We start from the raw sequence: 18,021 nt of genomic DNA, 5'->3' as shown, positions 1-18,021 counted from the left end.
TGGCTGCAGCGTAAGATATTCGGCGTCATCGGCGTCGTCCTTCTGTTGGCGGGGTGCTCATCGAGCACCCCGCCAACGTCGGACACCACCACCACGCCAGCACCCGGCGAGGCCGGCCTCGCCGAGGTGACGGTCCAGGTTCCGGACGACTTGGCGGCGGTGCCGTTCGACGAGCCACGAAAGGCGCTGGTGCCAAAGGGCTGGACGATGTCGGTGTGGGCGCGGGTGCCAAAGCCGCGTCTGATGGCGTGGGCCCCGGACGGTGACCTGCTGGTGTCGGTACCCAGTGCCGGGCAAGTCATCCGGCTGCAACCCACGGGCGGCGGGCCTCAGCTGCAGCTGTTGATCGGGGGCATGTACCAGCCCCATGGTCTGGCGTTCGCCGGCTCGACGCTGTACATCGCCGAGAGCGACCAGATCGATGCATTCGACTACGCCGACGGCAAGGCCACCCGCCCGCGCACGGCGGCGGGCGGACTCCCCGACACGCAAAGCCCCGACCTCGGCGGCGCGTACGCCCACGCCTTGAAGAGCGTGGCGGTGGGTCCAGATGGCGCCGTGTACTTCTCGATCGGCTCTACGGGCAACGTCTCCCCCGATGATCGGACCGCCACTCCACAACGTGCCACGATCATGCGGATTCCGCCCGGCGGCGGACCGTTTCAACCATTCGCGACCGGCGTTCGCAACGGCACCGGCCTGGCAATCGCACCCGACGGCACGGTGTGGACGGCGGTCAACAACCGCGACAACGTCGAGGTCCCCGACCAGGGTGCGTCCTTCGGCCAGGTGGTCCCCGAGTACGTCAACGACCATCCACCCGAATCGGTCGCCAAGTTGACCCAGGGGCGCGAATTGGGTTGGCCCTATTGCAATCCCGACGGGGGCCCGGCGAACCTGGCCCTGGTCCGCGATGTCCAGACCAACCCCGACGGCAGCAAGCTCGACTGCGCCGTCCTGCCACCGATCGAGCAGAGTCTCAGCGCACACTCTGCGCCACTCGGACTGAGCTTCGTCGACGGGGTGCTGCCCGCGCCGTATGACCACGGCGCCCTGGTCGGCGTGCACGGATCGTGGAACCGCCAGCCGCCGCGCGCCCCCGCGGTGTCCTTCTTCCCTTGGCGCAACGGCGGTCTCGGCGACCAGCAGAGCCTCGTCGGCGGCTTCCAGGCTGCGGACGGATCACGCTGGGGCACGCCGGTGGCCGCGGTGGCAGGGCCCGACGGAGCGGTCTACATCACCGATGACGGCGCCGACGCCATCTACCGGCTGGCCCCGCCGGGGCGGTGATGAGCGCTTGCACGAAGAACCGAAGGCACTGACCTACGGGCCGTTGAGGACCGTCGCCATCCGCTTCTCGGTGTCGTTGGCCAGCCTGTCGAAAACAACCTTCATCGCCGGGCTGGGGAGTTTGGCCGCGCCATTCATCTGGAGGTCGGCCTTGTAGGTGATCACCGACCCGGCGCCGGATGCGTCCACGGTGATGGTGTCCACCGACGTCGAGTCGTTGTGCCCAATGAAGACCAGGCTGCGATTGCTCCTGGCAAACACTCTCGGACACAACGCAATTCGGCCGAGGCTCTCAATTGTGATGCGGATGAGACCAAAGTTGCCCAAGAGTTTGCTGTGATTACGGTTAGCCGATCACACACCCGTTCTCCAAGGGGCCAAACGTGCCGAGTCTTGCCCTAAGGCTCTGGCGACTCGTCGCTGCCGGCTACACGCTGATGTTGGCTGCCGTACTCGCATCGTTGTCGGGGGCGCGGGTGGCGCGCGCCGCGGACGGCCGCGAACTGCTCGCGAGCGCGATCGCCAACACGCGCGGTTCATACCTCGTCTACAACTTCGGCGGCGGCAACCCAACGCCGATGCTCAACGCAGGCGGCAGCGGGTACGGGCGGCGGTCACCTGATGATCATCAAGTCGGCCTCACAGCGGCTGACCCCCTTTCTCGTCGACTCTCACCGCGGCTATCAGGCTCGCTGCGAACAGGATTCACGGGCCTGGACGTCCGAAGGGCTCTGGCAGGCGTCCGAGACCTTCACCCCGATCCAGGCCTGGCAAGCATTGGGTAAGCCCACCATTGCGATCAACGCCAACTTCTTCGACATCCGGGGCCCGAAGGGGGGCTCTTGGAAGTCGACCGGCTGCAGTTCCCCGCTGGGCGCCTACTTCGACAACACCCGCGGAGAGGCACCCGCCAACGCCGCCGTCACGGGCACCCTCGCGTACGCGGGCAAACAGGCCCTTCCGGTGGCGACGAGGTTTGGACGGCCCTGTCGACGATGATCCTGCCCGTGGCAGGCGCGCCGTTCGTCGTCTCGCCGAGGGCGCCCAACGATTACGACGCCGCCACACCGGTCATCAAGGACCTTATGGACACGGTCACCCGGTTCGTCGTCGCGGTCAGCGGCCTGGGGCTGATGGCATCCGGTGACACCGGGCAGATGAACGACGGCGGCCCGAGCGCTGCCCGCACGGCGATCGCGTACGCCCGCGACAGGGACGAGATGTACGTCTTCCAGGGCGGCAGCTACACACCGGACCAGATCCAGGATCTGTTCCGCGGACTTGGGAGCGACACCGCCATTCTGCTCGACGGAGGCGGCTCGTCGGCGATCGTGCTTCGTCGCGACACCGGTGGCATGTGGGCGGGCGCGGGCGTCCCCCGTCCGGCTCTGCTACGGCTGCCCAGAGACCTTGCGCAACACCAGGTCCCTGACGGCGGCTGGCAGCTTGGGCACGAGCGCCACCTGCAACCGCGGCCCGACGCCGACGGCGTAGCGCGCCCGCGGGCGCCTCGTCACCAGTGCGTGCTCGACGATGGCGGACACCTTCTCGGTGGGCACCGCCATGCGCTGCGAGATCGGGACGAACTTCTTCATCCCGGCGATGTGCCTGACGTACAGCGCCCGAAGCTCTGGCGTGAGTGCCGCTTCGGTCTCGGCGACCATCTGGTCGGCGGTGCGCCACATGTCGGTGTCGGTCTGCGCCGGCTCGACGATCACCACGGGGAGGCGCCAGGGTCGCAACTCCATCCGCAGCGCGTCGGCCGCCGCCTCGATGGCGAACTTGGAGGCGCTGTACGCCCCGAGCATCGGCAACGACACCCTTCCGTTGACGCTGGAGATGAAGACCACCCGACCACCCGACTCGCGCAGGCGCGGCAACACGGCGCGGGTGACAGCGAGTTGACCGATCACGTTGACGTCCAACTGCTTTCGCCAGTCGGCGGTGGTAACTGCCTCAATCGGCCCACTGACCGCGATGCCTGCGTTGTTCACCACGGCGTCCAAGCGAGCCGGTAGGGATGCGTCGAGCTCTGCGATGTGGTCGTCGTTCGTGACGTCGAGGATCACCGGGGTGATGCACCGTGGGTCGACCGCGCCGACCGCATCGGCATCCGCCTGCGTGCGCACGCCGGCGATGACGTTCCAGTCGTGACTCGCGAGATGCTCGGTGATCGCGCGGCCGATGCCGCGGGCCGCTCCGGTGACGAGGACTGATGACATGCTGCCAGGCTAGTTGCTCGCGCTGGGATCCCTGGCCGTTCCGAACGCGAAGATGGCGACACTGGCGGCCACGGCCGCCGCGGCGATGGCGATGACCGGCGCGACGGTCCACAACGTCATGGTCGCACCGACGGCTGCCCCGCCACACATGCTGAGGATGACACCGAAGCGGAGCTTCTCCCGCTGGCCCGTCCCGCCTGCGAGCCTGCTGTCCAAGCCAAGGCCGACGATGGTCTGCGTCAGCACCGTCGTGCTGAGTTCCTGCACCCCGAACTGTCGCGCCGTCGCGTTCTGACTGCCGAAGACGACGGCTAGTCCCGCGATGAGGATCAGTCGTCCGCCGCCGCCTTGATACTGCAGAACACCAGCACCGGCGAGTATCGAAAGAGTCACCAGTACGACGATTTCGGTACCCAGCGCCACGGCGAGCCAGCGGCGGACGTTGTCATCCAGGTGTCGTGCCAGCCTGCCACCGAGCACGGCCCCGGCGACGAAACTCGCGAACGACACCACGGCGGCGACCAGATCGACACCCGAATGGGGCACCAACCAGAAGCCGAGGAAGATCACGTTGCCCGTCATGTTCGCGACGAAGACGTGTCCAAGCACGAGTACGCTCACGGAGTCGACCAGACCCGTGGCGAACGTCAGCAACAGCAGTGCGGTGACCGTCAACCGCTGGGAGACAGGGGATTCGACTGCCATCGCGCGACGACCGCTACAGCCGCGGTGTCAGGTCCAGCTTCGTCACGGCCACCATCTGCGTGATCAGCCAGCGATTGTCCTGACGCTTCATCGTCAACCTGTACGACAGGTACCGCAGGGACGGTATGCCCTTGGTGACGGGGCTGGTGGCCACCGAGTTGGTGTACACGATCGCGGTGGCGTCCGTAGGCGTCAACGACTCCACGGCTGCGCCGAGGACCTGGGTGTTGTTGGTCACCTGAGCCTGCTTGTTCGGTGCGACGATCGCGTCGATGTAGCGCTTGTAGTCGGCCGCGAAGTCGCCGCCGAGGTACCTGGCGGAACGATCCGGCAGCTTGTCCATGTCATCGGGTGTGTAGGTCCACAGTGTGGTGATCGCGTTCGCGGCGGTCTCGGCTATCAAGAACTTGGTCTGCACCGCGGCCCGGTCGGCGAGGTAGGGCTGAATCGTCGCGCCCGCGAACGCGGCTGCCGAGACGAATAGCACGCCCGCGACCACCGCGAGGAGCTTCAACGCCCGCCCCGCAGGTCGGTGGGCAATGAGTACTGGCTCCGCGGACTCTTCGACGGTCTCGGGTTCCGGAGCGTCGTCGGACACCTCGGCTTCTTCGACGGCTACTTCGACGGCTTCCTCGACGGGCGGGCTCACGGACGGCGCGTCGGCGGCCGTCCTGTCACGCCGCCAGGGAATCCGGCGCCTGCGCTTGGGCGTCTCGACCCACGCCGTTTCGCTGGTGTCGGCTTCGCTGCTTTCCGCGGAAGGTTTGGTGAGCTCGACGGCCTCCGTGGCATCCGTTGGCTCCGAGGTCGTCTCGGGCGCGTCGGTGCCCGCCTCGTCGGCGGCATCCGCCTCTCCGAACTGCTGCGCCTTCTGCCGCGGCAGTCGATGGCGGTTGTGCGCCGCCTTCCCCCGGGGGACGGCGGCGGTGGTGTCGGCGGTCAGATCACTTGAATCAGTTGGCTGATCTTCCACTGCTGCCCCTCCTCGATAGTCGTGACGACCCAACGGGTTCCGCTCTCGATGGGGGTCTTGCCGTCGGGAGCGGTGGACTTGACCGTGGTCGCCACCAGCACGTCGGCGCTGCCGTTGTCATTCCAGCGTTGGACGCCAGCCTCCAGCACGCTTCCCGTAGTGGGTTCGGCACGCGCGACCTGAACCACGATCTCGTTCAGCCTCTCCTTGAAGGACTTGGCGAAGTCCCCCGTTCCCTGCGCCAGGACTCTGTTCGCATAGTCGTTGGCGTGGAACGGATCCAGCGTCGTGTAAGTAGTCATGAACCCGCGTACGTAGCCAAGCGCAGACGCATCCCTTACCTCGGTGCGCCGATAGCTCTCGTGGCCGACCAGCATGAAGACGCTTCCTGCGATGGCCGCGGCGGCCAGGACGAACGCGAGGAAGGCCGTCAGCGGAAGTCCCCACCGCACCGGCTTCTTCGGTGCGCGCGCCTGCACCGAGAAGAACTCAAGGTCGGCCGTCTCGATCTTGCGACGGGGGCTCATCGTCCGGACCCGCTCGGTGGTGTGCCGGGTGGGGCCGAGGGCGGGGGCGCTTGATTCTGTTGGCCCGTCAGAGGCTTCTTCAGGACTGTGAGAACCGCGACCCGCCAGTGGTCACCGGACTTCTCGAAGTCGGCCCGCACGGTGGCGGTGATGAACCTCAGTTTCGCAGCATCCGATCCCCGCTGGCCCTGAAGGGCCAACAGCATGGCTGCCTTGTCGGTACTCACCGACAGCACCGCGCTGCTCACCGCCCAGTACTCGTTGTCGGTGATGCCGGACTTCCGCACGGACTCCTGCTGGGCGGTCAACAACGGCCGGTAGGCGTCCGTCGCCAGCGTCTGTGCCCTCGCGAAGTCGTCACCGACCGTCTGGCTGCCGTAACTCAACAACTGCTCGACGATCCGCGGGCCCTGCTCGGTGATCTGCACTCGCGCCTGCTCGACGGCACGGTCGTGCCGGTAGACCTGCAGATAACCCAGCCCGCCGCCGGCCGCCCCCAGCAGGGCCGCTACGACGAGCACGATCCCGGCGACGCGTCGGACGTTGCGGACCGGTGTCGCGGCGGGGTCCTCGACGACACGGACCTCGGTGCGGAGCAACAGGTCGGCGAACGTACGGTGTCGCTTGTCCCACAGCGGCCAAAGCCAACCGATGAACAGCGCGGCCGTGTCGAGGAGGTGCGCGATCTCGCGGCCGAGCAGCCGGAAGCCGCCGACGGGGCCACCAGCGGGCGTCGTGACGCGGATCCCGACGACTGCACGCCCCAGGGACCAGCCGACCATCGACGGAAATACCACGCGATTGACGAGCGTCCCGAGGACCGCCACCCCTAGTGCGCCCATGAACACCCACCACAGCGCGCCGAACGGCGGCGTCGTGTAGGCCAACAACGCCATCGTCGCGATCACGGCCACACCGGGCAAGACGTCCAGCGCCATCGCACCCGCCCGTGCGTGCCAGGAGGCGTACCGCAGGGCGGCGTCGTCCGCGGTCAGCAGTTCGGTGTCTTGCTCCAGAAGCGCAGTCACGACGTGACCTGGTCCAGCCGATTGACCTTGTACGTTCCGTCGGCGGGCGCCATGTTCACGCGCAGGCGGTAACCCTGCTCCTGATCGGCGGCCTGGGAGTTGGTCACCTTCACCCGCATCGCCACGAGCACGTCGACCGAACCATCGTCGTTGTGCTTCTCGACCGCTCCGCGCATGTCGGATACCTGAACCGCCACGTTGGCAGCCTGGTACGCCTCGACCAACATGCTGGTGAACAGGTTGGCCTGGACCGCGAAGTCACCGGTCGCACATTCGATGATCTTGGTCTGGCTTGCCGTCATCGCGGCGACGTCCGGGGCCTGGGTGGCCGAGACGCAGTCCTTGGCACGCTCGAGGGCGACCGCATCCTCGCGGGCGATCGCCTCACTCTGGTCGTGCGACCGTAGGGCGAGGAATCCGCCGACCGCGACGCCGGCGGTCAGCAGGATCAGGCATGCGCATAATGCCACCAGCCAGCCGCGGCCGAACCGCTCCTGACGGCGCACTGGGATGTCCTCTGCAGTCAGGTCCTGCAAATCTTCGGATCGTGCGTCGGACTCGTCCGACGCGTCGGTAGCTAGAGGGATGTCTACTCCCGGGTCGCTTCGCTCCTGCCCTCCGGTGGGGTTCAGCCGGCTGGTGCCAGCATCTCCTTCCATCCGTTCTCTCCTGGATCACTTGAGTTGGTGACGGAGTACTGGACTCCGTCAGGTCCGACGACCTGGCCGCTGGACGGGTTGTAGATCGCCGAGGGACCCGATGCCGGAGTGTAGATGCATGGGTTCGGCTGCTGGCCACTGCAGGCGACTGTTCCCTGGCCAGGGGCCGTCAACGGGTCGCTCGTCGGCAAGATCGGCGGCGGCAACTGATCGGCAGGCAACGGGTTCATGCCGTTGTTGATCGACGGCGCTGGCACGACGTAGCCAGGCTTCACTGGTTGGTCGCATCGCGCTCCGGCCGCCGGGCACGTCAGGATCTGGTTCGGATCGCCGTACCAGGGGTTGGTGCCCAGCGGCTCATACGGCGTGTTGCTGCGGCATTCCTCCGGCGTTGCCGCGCGCTTGCCAGGCACGTCGACGCACGGATAGTTGCGCGCGCCGCGAACGACGTTCGCCGGGGTGTCCTTCGGGATCTTGCAGTACAACCCGTCGGGCAGCGGTTTCGTCGTGGTGTCGGCGGGCGCACGCCATTCCGATGCCGGAAGGAAACCGGTCAGGCATGGCGGCGGCTGGCCGAGCGACAGGCCGACGTGCAGGAGGCCTTCGCCGGGGAAGACCGTCGCGGCCTGCGCGACGGTCGCCCCCTGCGGAAGAATCACCAGCGCCTGCTCGAGGCCCGCGTGGTACCGCTTGAGGAGGTCGGTGACGATCGCCAGATTTGCGAGCGTCTGGGGCAGCGCATCGCGCACGTCACCGAAGACGGCGTTGAGCTGATCGGCCGTCGGGGCGGCCTGCTGCAGACTGCTGCGCAACGCCTGATCCTGCTCCGCCGTCTGCGATGTGATGGTGTTCAGGTTTGCCGCCCACCGGGAAATGGCGTCGCCCGAGTCGACCTGGCTCTGCAGAATCGGAGTCGAATTGTTGATGACGTCGTTGACCGGACCCAGATTGTCCTTGAAGTCGCTGGCGATCGCGGTCGTGGAGTCGACGAGGCGTTGCAGCGCCGGGCCCAGCCCGCCCACCGCCTGAGACGTCTCCGTCAGCAGCGAGTCGATCTTCTCCTTCGGCAGCACCGCAAGACCGTTGTTCGCGGCGTCGAGCGCGGGGCCGACCTCGCTGGGCACGGTGCTGTTGGTGATCGTCGTCCCCGGCGACAGGTACTTGCCGTGCGTGTCCGAGGTCGAGACCAGGTCGAGGTACTGCTCGCCGATCGCCGAGACGGAGTGCACGTTCGCAGTGGCATCAGCGGGAATCTTGATGTCACTGTCGATGCTCATCGTGGCCCGCGCACCGCGCTCGGTGGGCACCACTTCGGTGACCTTGCCGATCTGGGTGCCCAGGTACGTGACGTTGGCCGTCGAGTACAGGCCACCGGACCGCGGCAGGTCGGCGTAAAGCTTGTATTGCCCGATGCCTGCCACGCTCGGTAGGCGCAGGTAGTACCAGCCCAGTACGACCAGCGCGATGATCGTCAGGATCGTGAAGACGATCAGCTGAATCTTGATGAAGCGGGTCAGCATCGCTCACTCACCTCTCTCGACCAGCGGTCCGCCTGGCGCGTCGTGCGGGTTCGGGGTGAACCGAATGTCCGGGATCATCGTGCTCGGATCGCGACCCCATGACTGTTCGAGGGCCCTCAGCATGCCGGACACACCGGTGCCGCTGAGGAATCCGTTGTCGATCGCCGACAGCGTCAGGTCCACGTTCAGCGACACGTTGATGTAGTCGCCGCGGATGGCCTTCGGGACGTTCTCGATGCTGAACGGTGCAGTTCCGATCACCTTCAGCGCGCCGAGGAGATACGGCGACGCCTTGCCAAGCTGGACGAGCGGCCGCTGCAGGTTCTTCAGATTGGCCGTGATGTCCGGATTCGCCTGTGACAGCGCATCGTCGGTGGCCTTGCTGACGCGCCCGAGGGCGATCACCGCGTCGGCGAACAGGTCCCTGGTATCGGCGAAGTGCTTGATCAGCGGGGGGAACTCGGTGAGCACGCGGTCCAGGGTGTCGTTGCGCTGCGCCACGATGGCCAACAGTCGGTTCGTCGAGTCGATCGCACGGGTGATGTCCTGGCGTTGGTCGTTGAGCGAAGCCGTGAAAGTGTCCAGCCTGCCCAGGAATTCGCGAATCTGATCGCCGCGTCCGGTGAGGATGTTGGCGACCTCGGTCTGGATTGTCACGAGGTTGGGAATGCCGCCGCCGGTCAGGATGGTGCCGATGCTCGCCAGCGTTCGCTCGGTGGTCGGGAACGAACTCGAGTGGTCGAGCGGGATGGTGTCGCCGCTCTTCAACAGCTGACTCGACGGGTCTTTCGGCGGATCGAGTTGGACGTGCTGCGAGCCGAGCAGCGACGTCTGGCCGATCGAGGCCAACGTGTTGTACGGCAGCTTCAGATTGGGCTGGACGTCCAGCGTCAGCGTCGCGACCCAGTTCTTCAGCTCGATCGCCCGCACGCTACCGACGAAGACGTCGGCAACGCGGACGCGGCTGTTCACGTTGAGCGCCAACGTGTCCGGCATCTGAACGTAGATCGTCATGTTGTCCGTACCAGAGCCCGCACCGCCCGGCATGGGCACGTTCGCGATGCCCTTCCAGCCACACGACGTCAGGATCAGCCCGGCGACGAGCAACGCTCCGCCCCGCCGGACGACGGTCCTCAACTTCACACGCAAGCGGCTCATCAACCGGCTCCTGCTTCAGCGGGCAGCGGTGGTCCTGCCGGCGCGGGAGCGGCGTCGGGCGCCGGTCCAGCGGCAGGGGTGATCGCTGCGAGCGGATCACCGGGAATCACACCCGGCGCCGGTACCGGCGGCGGACCCGGCTGCGGGTACCACGGCGGTGGCAGCGGACTGTTCTCGCCGTAGGCATCCGGCGGGCCTGGCAGCCGGCCGTCGTTGACCCCGAACGCGTACGGAGCAGGCGGCGGCGCGATGTCGGGCCCACCCATGAGTTCGGCCAGCGACTCGGGCGTCAGCATGTTCTGCGTGAAGGGCTGCGTCTCGACGCCCTGCATGCCGGGTGCCACGACCCAGCCCGGCTCGTGGTTGCCGTGTGAGAACAGCGTGTCGCGCGAGAAGATGCCGGGCACCGTCGTGTCCTTGTACCCGGGCGGCGGCTGCAGACGCGGTTCGGAGTAGGAGATCTGCTTGGGCAGCGTCATCGCCGTGCTGAGCATGTTCAGCCCGAACGGCAACGTGTTGAACTTGATGGCGTCGAGGATCGGCGCCAGGTACTGCGCGCACAGCTCCGCCGAATCCTGGTAACCCAGCCGGCTGCCGGCCTGGATCGAGCTGCACAGGAACTGCATGGGGTTGGCAAACTGGTTGATGGTCGGCAGACCGACGATGCCGCCCGCGTTGGGCGACGAGATGTTGACGATGTTGGCCGCCAGGTTCGGGTACACGTGCAGGCCGGTTTCCAGGCCCTTGAGCGGTGCGGGCTGCAGGATCGCGTTGGTCACTTCGGCGAGGTTGTTGACGTCCTTGGTCAGGACCGTCGAGTTCTGGTCGAGGAACCCCCGCGTCGTGGTGAGCAGCTGGTTCAGATCCTGAACGGCGTTGGCCACCTCGCGGTCGGAGTTCGTGAACGAGTTCGTGAACTGCGCGAGGTTGTCGTTGAGGGCGACGAACTGCTGATCGCTCTTGTGGAGCGCATTGACGAAGAGCGCCAGGCTCTTCACCACGCCGAAGAAGTCGCCGCGACCGGAGTTCAGGGTCGTCAACGCCTCGGAGAGGCTGTTCAACGTCTTGTTGATCTCCTCGCCCTTGCCGGCAAGGCCGTTGGAGAAGGACTCGATGACGTCACCGAACGGACCCTTGGGCTGTTCCTTGGTGGGTCCGAGATCGATCAGGATGCGATTGAGCGAGTCGCGCAGTTCGTCGTACTCGACCGGTATCTGGGTGCGGTCCTCCGGAATGACCGCACCGCTCTGCATCACCGGGCCACCTGTGTACGGCGGCGAGAGCTGAATGGTCCGCGACGACACCAGACTCGGGTTCAGGATCGACGCCGAGGCGTTCGCCGGAACCTTGTACTTCGACTCGTAGTTGAACGTCACCCGCATCTTGTCGCCAGCGGGCTCGATCTTGTCGATCGAACCGACCCGCACGCCCATGATCTGGACCTTGTCGCCGGGGTACAGCGCCAGCGTCTGCGGGAACTCGGCGACCACCGTGTTCGTGGTCAGCTTCTTGTACAGGTGCCAGCCCAGGAACGCGGCGACTACCGCGACGATCACGATGATCGCGCCGATGATCACCGCCCCCTTGGTCAGGGCGGGCATCTTCATGTTTCGGACGTTGAAGATCGTCGACATCTCTCCTGCCCCCTAACCTTGTGATCCGGGCGGAAGGAACGGTGGGTTGCCGGGCAGCGGCTCGCCGCCGCCACCGATCGATGGTCCCGGGCCGGGAGGCGGGGGCGGTCCCGTGAGTGCGGGCGGCAGCGGAGAAGTGCCGTCACCCTGCAGCGATCCTGGAGCGATGTACGGATCGGACGGGCCCGGCGTGATCGGAACGGTGCGGGCCCCCGGATTGCCCGGCGCGAGCGGCGCGGAGGGGACGCCCTGAACCGGCGGCGAGAACTCCCCGGGGAAGGCGGCACTCGGTACGCCCGGTGCGGGCGGCGGCGCATTCGGATTCGGCGGTGCACCGAGCACGTCCGGCGGGCCGTAGCTGTTGGCGCCGTAGGGGTTGTCACCGAACGGGCCCACCGGAGTGTTGGCACACGGCATCGGATTCCCCGGCGTCGGGAAGTTGCCGGGGCCCGGTGCGTAGGAGCACGGCGAGCCTGCGATCACCGCGGGGCCGGGGTGTTCGGGGGTGCCCTCCAACGGCGTCGGAGCCTGCGGCGGTGCACCGTTGGGGAACCGCTGGCCATTGGGGTCCGGGTATCGGAACGAAGGCAGGCCGGCGTTGCGCCAGAACTCCTCGGGATCGATGCCCCGCTTCTTGAAGGCGGCGTCGACCCACGGCTGAATGATCTGGTACGGCAGGAGATTGACGATCATCACCTTGAAGAACGGGCCGGAGGCGATGGCCTCGGCCAGCGACGCGGTGAACTTGCTCAGCGACGTCAGCGTGTCGACCAGGTCGTACTTCCTGGCCACCAGGACATCACTGATGGTGTTCAGCTGCGTCAACACCTTGTTCAGGTTCGGGTTGTCGTTGATGAAGCCGCGCACCGCTTGGGAGAACGCCGACACCCGCTCCAGCAGCTGGCCAACGGCATACGAGCGCTCATTGACGGCGGCCAGCAGGGTCTTTGCGTTCACCAACAGCGAGTTGATCTGACCGCTGCGACTGCCGAGCACACCGGCGATCTTGTTGGCGTTGGCCAGCAGGTGCTTGATGTCCTCGTCGCGCTTGCCGATGGTGTCGGAGAACCGGGCCACGCCGTCGAGTGCCGCGCTGAGATGCGGATAGGTCTGGTCGATGGTCTCCGACAGCACGTTCAGTGACTTCTTCACCGACTGGGTGTCCCAGCCGGAGGCGGCCTTGGTCAGGTCGAAGAAGGCGTCGTAGATCTGGTAGGGCGTGGTGGTCTGCCCCAATGGCAGAACGCCGTTGGCGCCCAACGTCTTCGAGCCCTTGGGCTGGATCTCGAGGTTCTTCCGGCCGAGGATCGTGTCGGTGCGGATGTTGGCCCGGCTGTCGGTGCCGATCTTGACTCCGTCGAGCGAATACCCGATCAGCACCTTGTCCCCGCTGATCTCCAGCGAGCGGACCACGCCGACGTCGACGCCGGAGACGCGCACCTTGTCGCCGGTGTTGAGGCCGCCGGTATCGGTGAACTGCGCGAAGTACGTCGGCGTCGCGAAGATCATCGGCACGCTGGCGAAGCTCTGGCCCACGCCGATGACCAACACCAGGATGATGATGCCCATCAACCCGTTGTGGGTCCGGTTGCTGCCCTCGATAGACCTCATTGCGGTGTGCACCTACCGGACGGCTGCGACGTGATCCTGACGGTCCGGACCGGCCCGCCCGGCTGCAGACCGTTCAACTTCAGCGTGATGTCGCAGGCGTAGAAGTTGAAGAAGTCGCCGTAGATGCCGCCGGCGCGCCCGATGATCTTCAGCGCGGCGGGGATCTTGGTCAGTGTGTCGTTCAACTGATCCTTCTGGTCGACCAGCGGCTGCTGGATGATCTCGAGGTCGGTGACAGTCCTCTGCAGCAGTGGGCGGTTGTCGCCGAGCAGGTCGGAGACGGAGCCCGCGGCGTCGCTGATGTCGGCGACGGACGTCGCGATCGGGTCGGCGCGGTTCTTCAGACCGGTGATCAGCGTCTCGAAGTTCTTCACCGTGTCGTCGAACTGCTGCTGGTGCTTGACGGTGGTGTCGAGCACGGTGTTGAGGTTGCGCACCACCTCGCCGATGGCCTGGTCGCGGTCGGCGAGCGCCGCCGTCAGCGACGCGGTCTGGTCGAGGATGTCGTTGATGGTGCCGCCCTGGCCCTGAAAGATCGTGATGATCGACTGGGCGATGTTGTTGACCTTGTCTGGGTCCAAGGCCCTGAAGAGTGGCCGGAAACCGCCGATCAGCGCATCGAGGTCCAGTGCCGGCTCGGTGCGGGTGTCTGGAATCGTCGACCCCGCAGGAAGCTTGGTGTTGTCGTCGCCGCGCTTGAGTTCCAGGTAGCGATCGCCGATCAGGTTCAGGTAGCGGATGGACGCCGTCGTGCCCTGGAACAGCTCCAGCGACCGGTCGACATTGAAGTCGATCTGCACCTCATTGCCACCGTTGACGAGCTCGACCTTGCTGACCTTGCCGACCTCGACGCCCGAGGCACGGACGAACTGGCCCGCGCGCAGGCCGCTGGCGTTCTTGAAGATCGCCGAGTAACCCGTGGTGCGGTCGAAGCGCAATTGGCCGAACACCACGATGATGACCGCGGTGAACAGCAGCAGCACCAGGGAGAGTGCGCCGAGCTTGATCGCTGTACCGGTGATTCTCATGGGTTGATCGTGTTCTCCCCGATTTGGCGTCCCCAGACGTATTCGATGGCGAACGGCTGGCCGAGTTCGAGGTGGTTGTAGGGAGCGAGGCTGGCACCGGTGTCCATCACCAGGTACGGCTGGGGCCATAGGTCGCGGGTGACGGGCTGCCAGCAGCCCGGCCTACCCTCGGGGCCGCCGTGGGCGTTGACCCGCGGCAGGTTGTCGGGATACACGTACGGGTTGCCCGCACCAAGGATCTCGGTGTGCGTGTTCAGTGAGTAGCCGTTGCCGCCGAGCGACGACGCGATCTTCGGATCGACGTCGTGGTAGTTGCGGATGGTGCAGAACAGCATCGGGCTGTACTCATCGAGCAGGGCGGTCGTCGGACGCAGGTCCGCGGCGCTGCGCACCAGGTACGGGCCCCCCTTCTCGAAGACCTCGCCGGCGGTGTTGCCGAACCCGACCGAGGCCATCAGGGCCTTGTCGACGTTGCCCTGCTCGTCGTTGAGCGCCTTGGCGGTCGTCACCGCGTTCTTCAGCCCGTCGAACAGGTCCGGTGCGGCGCCGGCGTACACGTCGGCCAGGTCGGCCAGGCGCTGGTTGTCCTGACGGATCCGCGGCATGAGCGGGTTGACGTCGGCCAGGATCGCGTTGCCGTTCTCGATAGACTGGCCGAACCGCTCGCCCAATCCGTCGAGCGCCTGCGCCGTGGCGGTCAGCGTCTCGTTGAGCTTGACCGGGTCCACCTTCTGCGCCACCGACACGACGGTCTCGAAGAGGGTGTTGAACTCGGTGGTCACCGACGACACGTCGATCGGCTTCGCTGGGGAGACCCGCTCGGGCGAGGGGTCCTTCGGCGAGGCGAACGCCACGTACTTGTTGCCGAACACCGTGGTCGCCTTGATCTGGGCGTCGACGTTCTTCGGGATCAGGTGGATGAACTGCTTGTCGACGTCGAGGGTGACCTGAGCCTTCTGCACGTCGCCCTGGTTGATCGCGACGATGTCGGCGACCCGGCCGATCTCGACACCGTTGTAGGTGACCTTCGAGCCGGGGTCCATCGACAGGCCCGAGCGCGACGAGATCAGCGTCAACTTCTCCGGTTCGGCGAAGTCACCCCGGAACTGCATCCAGACGAGACCGACGACGACGACGAAGATCAGCAGCAGGACCAGCCCGGCCACTTTGTACGGTGGCGTCCGCGGCTGGTTGATTGGTGATTGCGTCTGGCCTGGGGCGGTCATCGGCTACACCGTCAGGTTGAAGTTTGCGTTGGTGCCGTAGAGCGCCAACGAAGCGAACAGGACCACGAGGACGATCGCGATCAGCGATGCGCGCATCGACCGGCCGACGGCCTCGCCGACACCGACCGGGCCGCCGCTGGCGTAGAAGCCGTAGTAGCAGTGGTTCAGCATGACGATGACCGAGATGATGATCGCCTGGACGAAGGACCACGCCACGTCGTCCGGCCGCAGGAACGTCCGGAAGTAGTGCTCGTAGGTGCCCGTCGACTGTCCGTAGAACAGCGTCGTGGTGATCTGGGCCGACAGGAACGACATGATGATCGCCATCGCGTACAGCGGGATGATCACGACGAAGCCGGCCATGATGCGCGTCGACACCAGGTACGAGATCGACTTGATGCCCATGACCTCGAGTGCGTCGATCTCCTCGCTGATGCGCATCGCGCCCAACTCGGCCGTCGCGCCTGCGCCGACCGTGGCGGCCAGTGCCTGGCCCGCGACGACCGGCGCGGCGATGCGGACGTTGACGAGTGCGGCGAAGAATCCCGTGAAGGCCTCGACACCGATGTTGCCCAGTGAGGCGAAGCCCTGGATGGCGATCAGCGAGCCACCGGAGAGGGTGACGAAGCCGACGATGGCGACGGTGCCACCGATGACGGCCATGGCCCCGGTGCCCATGCCGATTTCGGCGACCAGCCGCAGCATCTCCTTGCGGTAGTACCGGAAGGCGTGGCCGATGGAGCCGACCGCCGTGACGACGAACCAGGCGATGTGGCCGATGCTGTCGAGGAAGCGGGCCGGCGAGGTCGCGAGCCGCTCGCTGCCTGCGACTGCGCGGGGGAACCGCGACCGAAGGACCGCACTGGTCGACATGTCAGCGCCCCGTTCCGAATCGAACGCCGATGGTGGTCATGATGACGTTCACCGCGAACAACGCGATGACGCAGAGTACGAGTGTCTCGTTGACCGCCGTGCCGACGCCCTTGGCGCCGCCGGAGACGGTGAGGCCGCGGTAGCAGCCCACCAGCCCGGCGATCATGCCGAAGATCAGCGCCTTGATGACCGAGATCAAGACCTCCGGCAGGCCGGTGACAAGGGTCAACGTCGACACGTAGGCGCCTGCGGAGATGTTCTGAATGTAGACGCCGAAGACGAATCCACCGACGAGACCGATCGTGATCACGGCGCCGTTGAGAAGGAAGGCGACGAACGTCGAGGCGATCACACGGGGAACGACGAGGCGGTGAATCGGGTCGATGCCGAGCACCTCGAGGGCGTCGATCTCCTCGCGGATGGTCCTGGCGCCGATGTCGGCGCAGATGGCGGTCGAGCCGGCACCGGCCACGACCAGCACGGTCACCAGCGGCCCGAGCTGGGTTACCGCTCCAAGCGCGGCACCCGCTCCAGAGATGTCGGCGGCGCCGAACTCCGCCAGCAGGATGTTCAGCGTGAAGATGATGAGCACCGTCAGCGGGATGGCGACCGCGATCGTGGGCAGGAACGCGACCCTCATCAGGAACCAGCCCTGGAGGATGAACTCGCGCGTCTGGAACGGCCGGCGGAACAACGCCTTACCCGTGAGCACGCACATCTTCACGAAGCCGCCGACGGCCTCGAGGCCTGGCCTAGTCTGATCGCGGACGTAGTCGAACAAACCGGGCGTTTGGGCGGTCACGGCCTGCGTCTCGCTGTCTCGTGGGTGACGAAGCCGCGATCACTGCGGCGCAACGGCAGAACCTGTCGCACGCCTCCTCCTTGCCCTTGCCCCAGCTCCGTGTGTGTGACCACTGTCTCCCTACTCATGGGTAGTAAGACGGACCACAGGAGAGTACCTGATGGTATTCGGCGTGTGCGCCGCATCGGCAGGATTGAGTATGCAACCGTTAGCAAACCCATCGCTGCGGATCAGGCTTCCGTCGATGTGGCTGAAACCGTTGGCGCAGTTAAACTTTCGCCAGCGTCAATGGATTGCGCCGTGCCGAAGCGCACTCTCAGTTCCGTCTTCAGTACTTTGCCCGCCGGGTTGCGAGGCAGCGCCTCGACCACAACGAGTGCCTTCGGGTGCTTGTATCTCGCGAGCCGCTCGGCGAGGAATTCTTCAAGGTCGCCCAAGGTGAGACCGGACCGGGCGGCTGCGCCGAGGGCCACGATCGCCACGGGAACCTCGCCCCACCTGTCGTGCGGGCGGCCGATCACGGCCGCCTCTCCGATCGAGGGGTGCCCGGCGAGCACGTTCTCGACTTCGGCGCAGTAGATGTTCTCTCCGCCCGAGATGATCATGTCCTTCTTGCGGTCGACGACCCAGACGTAGCCCTCGTCGTCCTGCCGGACGAGGTCACCGGAGTGGAACCAACCGCCCGCGAACGCCTCGGCGGTGGCCTCGGGGTTGTTCCAGTAGCCCGCCATCAACGTCGGTGCCCGGTACACAATCTCTCCTACG

General features: G+C 66.2%; 17 protein-coding genes and 1 pseudogene. 2 read left to right on the top strand and 16 right to left on the bottom strand.

Features of this window, described 5'->3' with window-relative positions:
• The first annotated feature begins 3 nt into the window (after nucleotides 1–3).
• Nucleotides 4–1,290 (top strand): PQQ-dependent sugar dehydrogenase, encoded by a 1,287-nt coding sequence (locus QOI01_RS26335; RefSeq protein WP_526386109.1) that lies wholly within the window; start codon nucleotides 4–6, stop codon nucleotides 1,288–1,290.
• A gap of 33 nt (nucleotides 1,291–1,323) precedes the next feature.
• Here QOI01_RS26335 and QOI01_RS26330 read toward each other — a convergent pair whose 3' ends face one another.
• On the bottom strand, nucleotides 1,324–1,551 hold the full coding sequence (locus tag QOI01_RS26330; RefSeq protein ID WP_526386107.1) for an SRPBCC family protein: 228 nt from the start codon (nucleotides 1,549–1,551) through the stop codon (nucleotides 1,324–1,326).
• Nucleotides 1,552–1,727: 176 nt separating this feature from the next.
• On the opposite strand from QOI01_RS26330, the pseudogene QOI01_RS26325 reads away from it, so the two are divergent.
• Nucleotides 1,728–2,672 (top strand): annotated as a pseudogene (locus tag QOI01_RS26325) (phosphodiester glycosidase family protein); the annotation flags it as partial.
• 9 nt (nucleotides 2,673–2,681) lie between these two features.
• Here QOI01_RS26325 and QOI01_RS26320 read toward each other — a convergent pair.
• The 15 genes from QOI01_RS26320 to QOI01_RS26250 form a co-directional block, all read right to left on the bottom strand.
• Nucleotides 2,682–3,512: an SDR family NAD(P)-dependent oxidoreductase gene (locus tag QOI01_RS26320; protein WP_526386106.1), complete on the bottom strand. Its 831-nt coding sequence runs from the start codon at nucleotides 3,510–3,512 to the stop codon at nucleotides 2,682–2,684.
• Between the two features lie 9 nt (nucleotides 3,513–3,521).
• Nucleotides 3,522–4,217 (bottom strand): YoaK family protein, encoded by a 696-nt coding sequence (locus tag QOI01_RS26315; protein WP_526386105.1) that lies wholly within the window; start codon nucleotides 4,215–4,217, stop codon nucleotides 3,522–3,524.
• Between the two features lie 13 nt (nucleotides 4,218–4,230).
• Nucleotides 4,231–5,190 carry a mammalian cell entry protein gene (locus QOI01_RS26310; RefSeq protein WP_526386104.1) on the bottom strand — a complete coding sequence of 320 codons (960 nt, stop codon included), beginning with the start codon at nucleotides 5,188–5,190 and terminating at the stop codon, nucleotides 4,231–4,233.
• On the bottom strand, nucleotides 5,157–5,717 hold the full coding sequence (locus QOI01_RS26305) for an Rv1363c family protein (RefSeq protein ID WP_526386103.1): 561 nt from the start codon (nucleotides 5,715–5,717) through the stop codon (nucleotides 5,157–5,159). The genes QOI01_RS26310 and QOI01_RS26305 overlap by 34 nt, the downstream gene beginning before the upstream one ends.
• Nucleotides 5,714–6,745 carry an RDD family protein gene (locus QOI01_RS26300; protein WP_526386102.1) on the bottom strand — a complete coding sequence of 344 codons (1,032 nt, stop codon included), beginning with the start codon at nucleotides 6,743–6,745 and terminating at the stop codon, nucleotides 5,714–5,716. Before QOI01_RS26300 ends, QOI01_RS26305 begins: the two co-directional genes overlap by 4 nt.
• The gene (locus QOI01_RS26295; RefSeq protein ID WP_526386101.1) at nucleotides 6,742–7,404 is read right to left on the bottom strand and encodes an Rv1363c family protein; all 663 of its coding nucleotides are present in this window, start codon (nucleotides 7,402–7,404) and stop codon (nucleotides 6,742–6,744) included. Before QOI01_RS26295 ends, QOI01_RS26300 begins: the two co-directional genes overlap by 4 nt.
• On the bottom strand, nucleotides 7,374–8,924 hold the full coding sequence (locus tag QOI01_RS26290) for a virulence factor Mce family protein (protein ID WP_526386100.1): 1,551 nt from the start codon (nucleotides 8,922–8,924) through the stop codon (nucleotides 7,374–7,376). Before QOI01_RS26290 ends, QOI01_RS26295 begins: the two co-directional genes overlap by 31 nt.
• A 3-nt stretch (nucleotides 8,925–8,927) precedes the next feature.
• On the bottom strand, nucleotides 8,928–10,082 hold the full coding sequence (locus QOI01_RS26285) for a virulence factor Mce family protein (RefSeq protein WP_526386099.1): 1,155 nt from the start codon (nucleotides 10,080–10,082) through the stop codon (nucleotides 8,928–8,930).
• On the bottom strand, nucleotides 10,082–11,716 hold the full coding sequence (locus tag QOI01_RS26280) for a virulence factor Mce family protein (RefSeq protein WP_526386098.1): 1,635 nt from the start codon (nucleotides 11,714–11,716) through the stop codon (nucleotides 10,082–10,084). The genes QOI01_RS26285 and QOI01_RS26280 overlap by 1 nt, the downstream gene beginning before the upstream one ends.
• Nucleotides 11,717–11,728: 12 nt before the next feature.
• On the bottom strand, nucleotides 11,729–13,327 hold the full coding sequence (locus QOI01_RS26275) for a virulence factor Mce family protein (RefSeq protein WP_526386097.1): 1,599 nt from the start codon (nucleotides 13,325–13,327) through the stop codon (nucleotides 11,729–11,731).
• Nucleotides 13,324–14,355: an MCE family protein gene (locus QOI01_RS26270; RefSeq protein WP_526386096.1), complete on the bottom strand. Its 1,032-nt coding sequence runs from the start codon at nucleotides 14,353–14,355 to the stop codon at nucleotides 13,324–13,326. Before QOI01_RS26270 ends, QOI01_RS26275 begins: the two co-directional genes overlap by 4 nt.
• Entirely contained in the window at nucleotides 14,352–15,581 is a 1,230-nt protein-coding gene (locus QOI01_RS26265) for an MCE family protein (protein ID WP_526386095.1), read from the bottom strand. The genes QOI01_RS26270 and QOI01_RS26265 overlap by 4 nt, the downstream gene beginning before the upstream one ends.
• 3 nt (nucleotides 15,582–15,584) lie before the next feature.
• Nucleotides 15,585–16,454, bottom strand: coding sequence for an MlaE family ABC transporter permease (locus QOI01_RS26260; RefSeq protein WP_526386094.1), 870 nt, complete (start codon nucleotides 16,452–16,454; stop codon nucleotides 15,585–15,587).
• Nucleotide 16,455: 1 nt separating this feature from the next.
• Nucleotides 16,456–17,172 (bottom strand): MlaE family ABC transporter permease, encoded by a 717-nt coding sequence (locus QOI01_RS26255; RefSeq protein ID WP_526386108.1) that lies wholly within the window; start codon nucleotides 17,170–17,172, stop codon nucleotides 16,456–16,458.
• Between the two features lie 314 nt (nucleotides 17,173–17,486).
• Nucleotides 17,487–18,021, bottom strand: a 535-nt coding sequence (locus tag QOI01_RS26250) for an AMP-binding enzyme (RefSeq protein WP_526386093.1), incomplete at its 5' end; no start/stop codon positions are given.

The organism is Mycobacterium sp. (genome assembly GCF_032162605.1).
Lineage (GTDB): Bacteria > Actinomycetota > Actinomycetes > Mycobacteriales > Mycobacteriaceae > Mycobacterium.
This window is presented reverse-complemented; position numbering and strand designations above follow the sequence as displayed.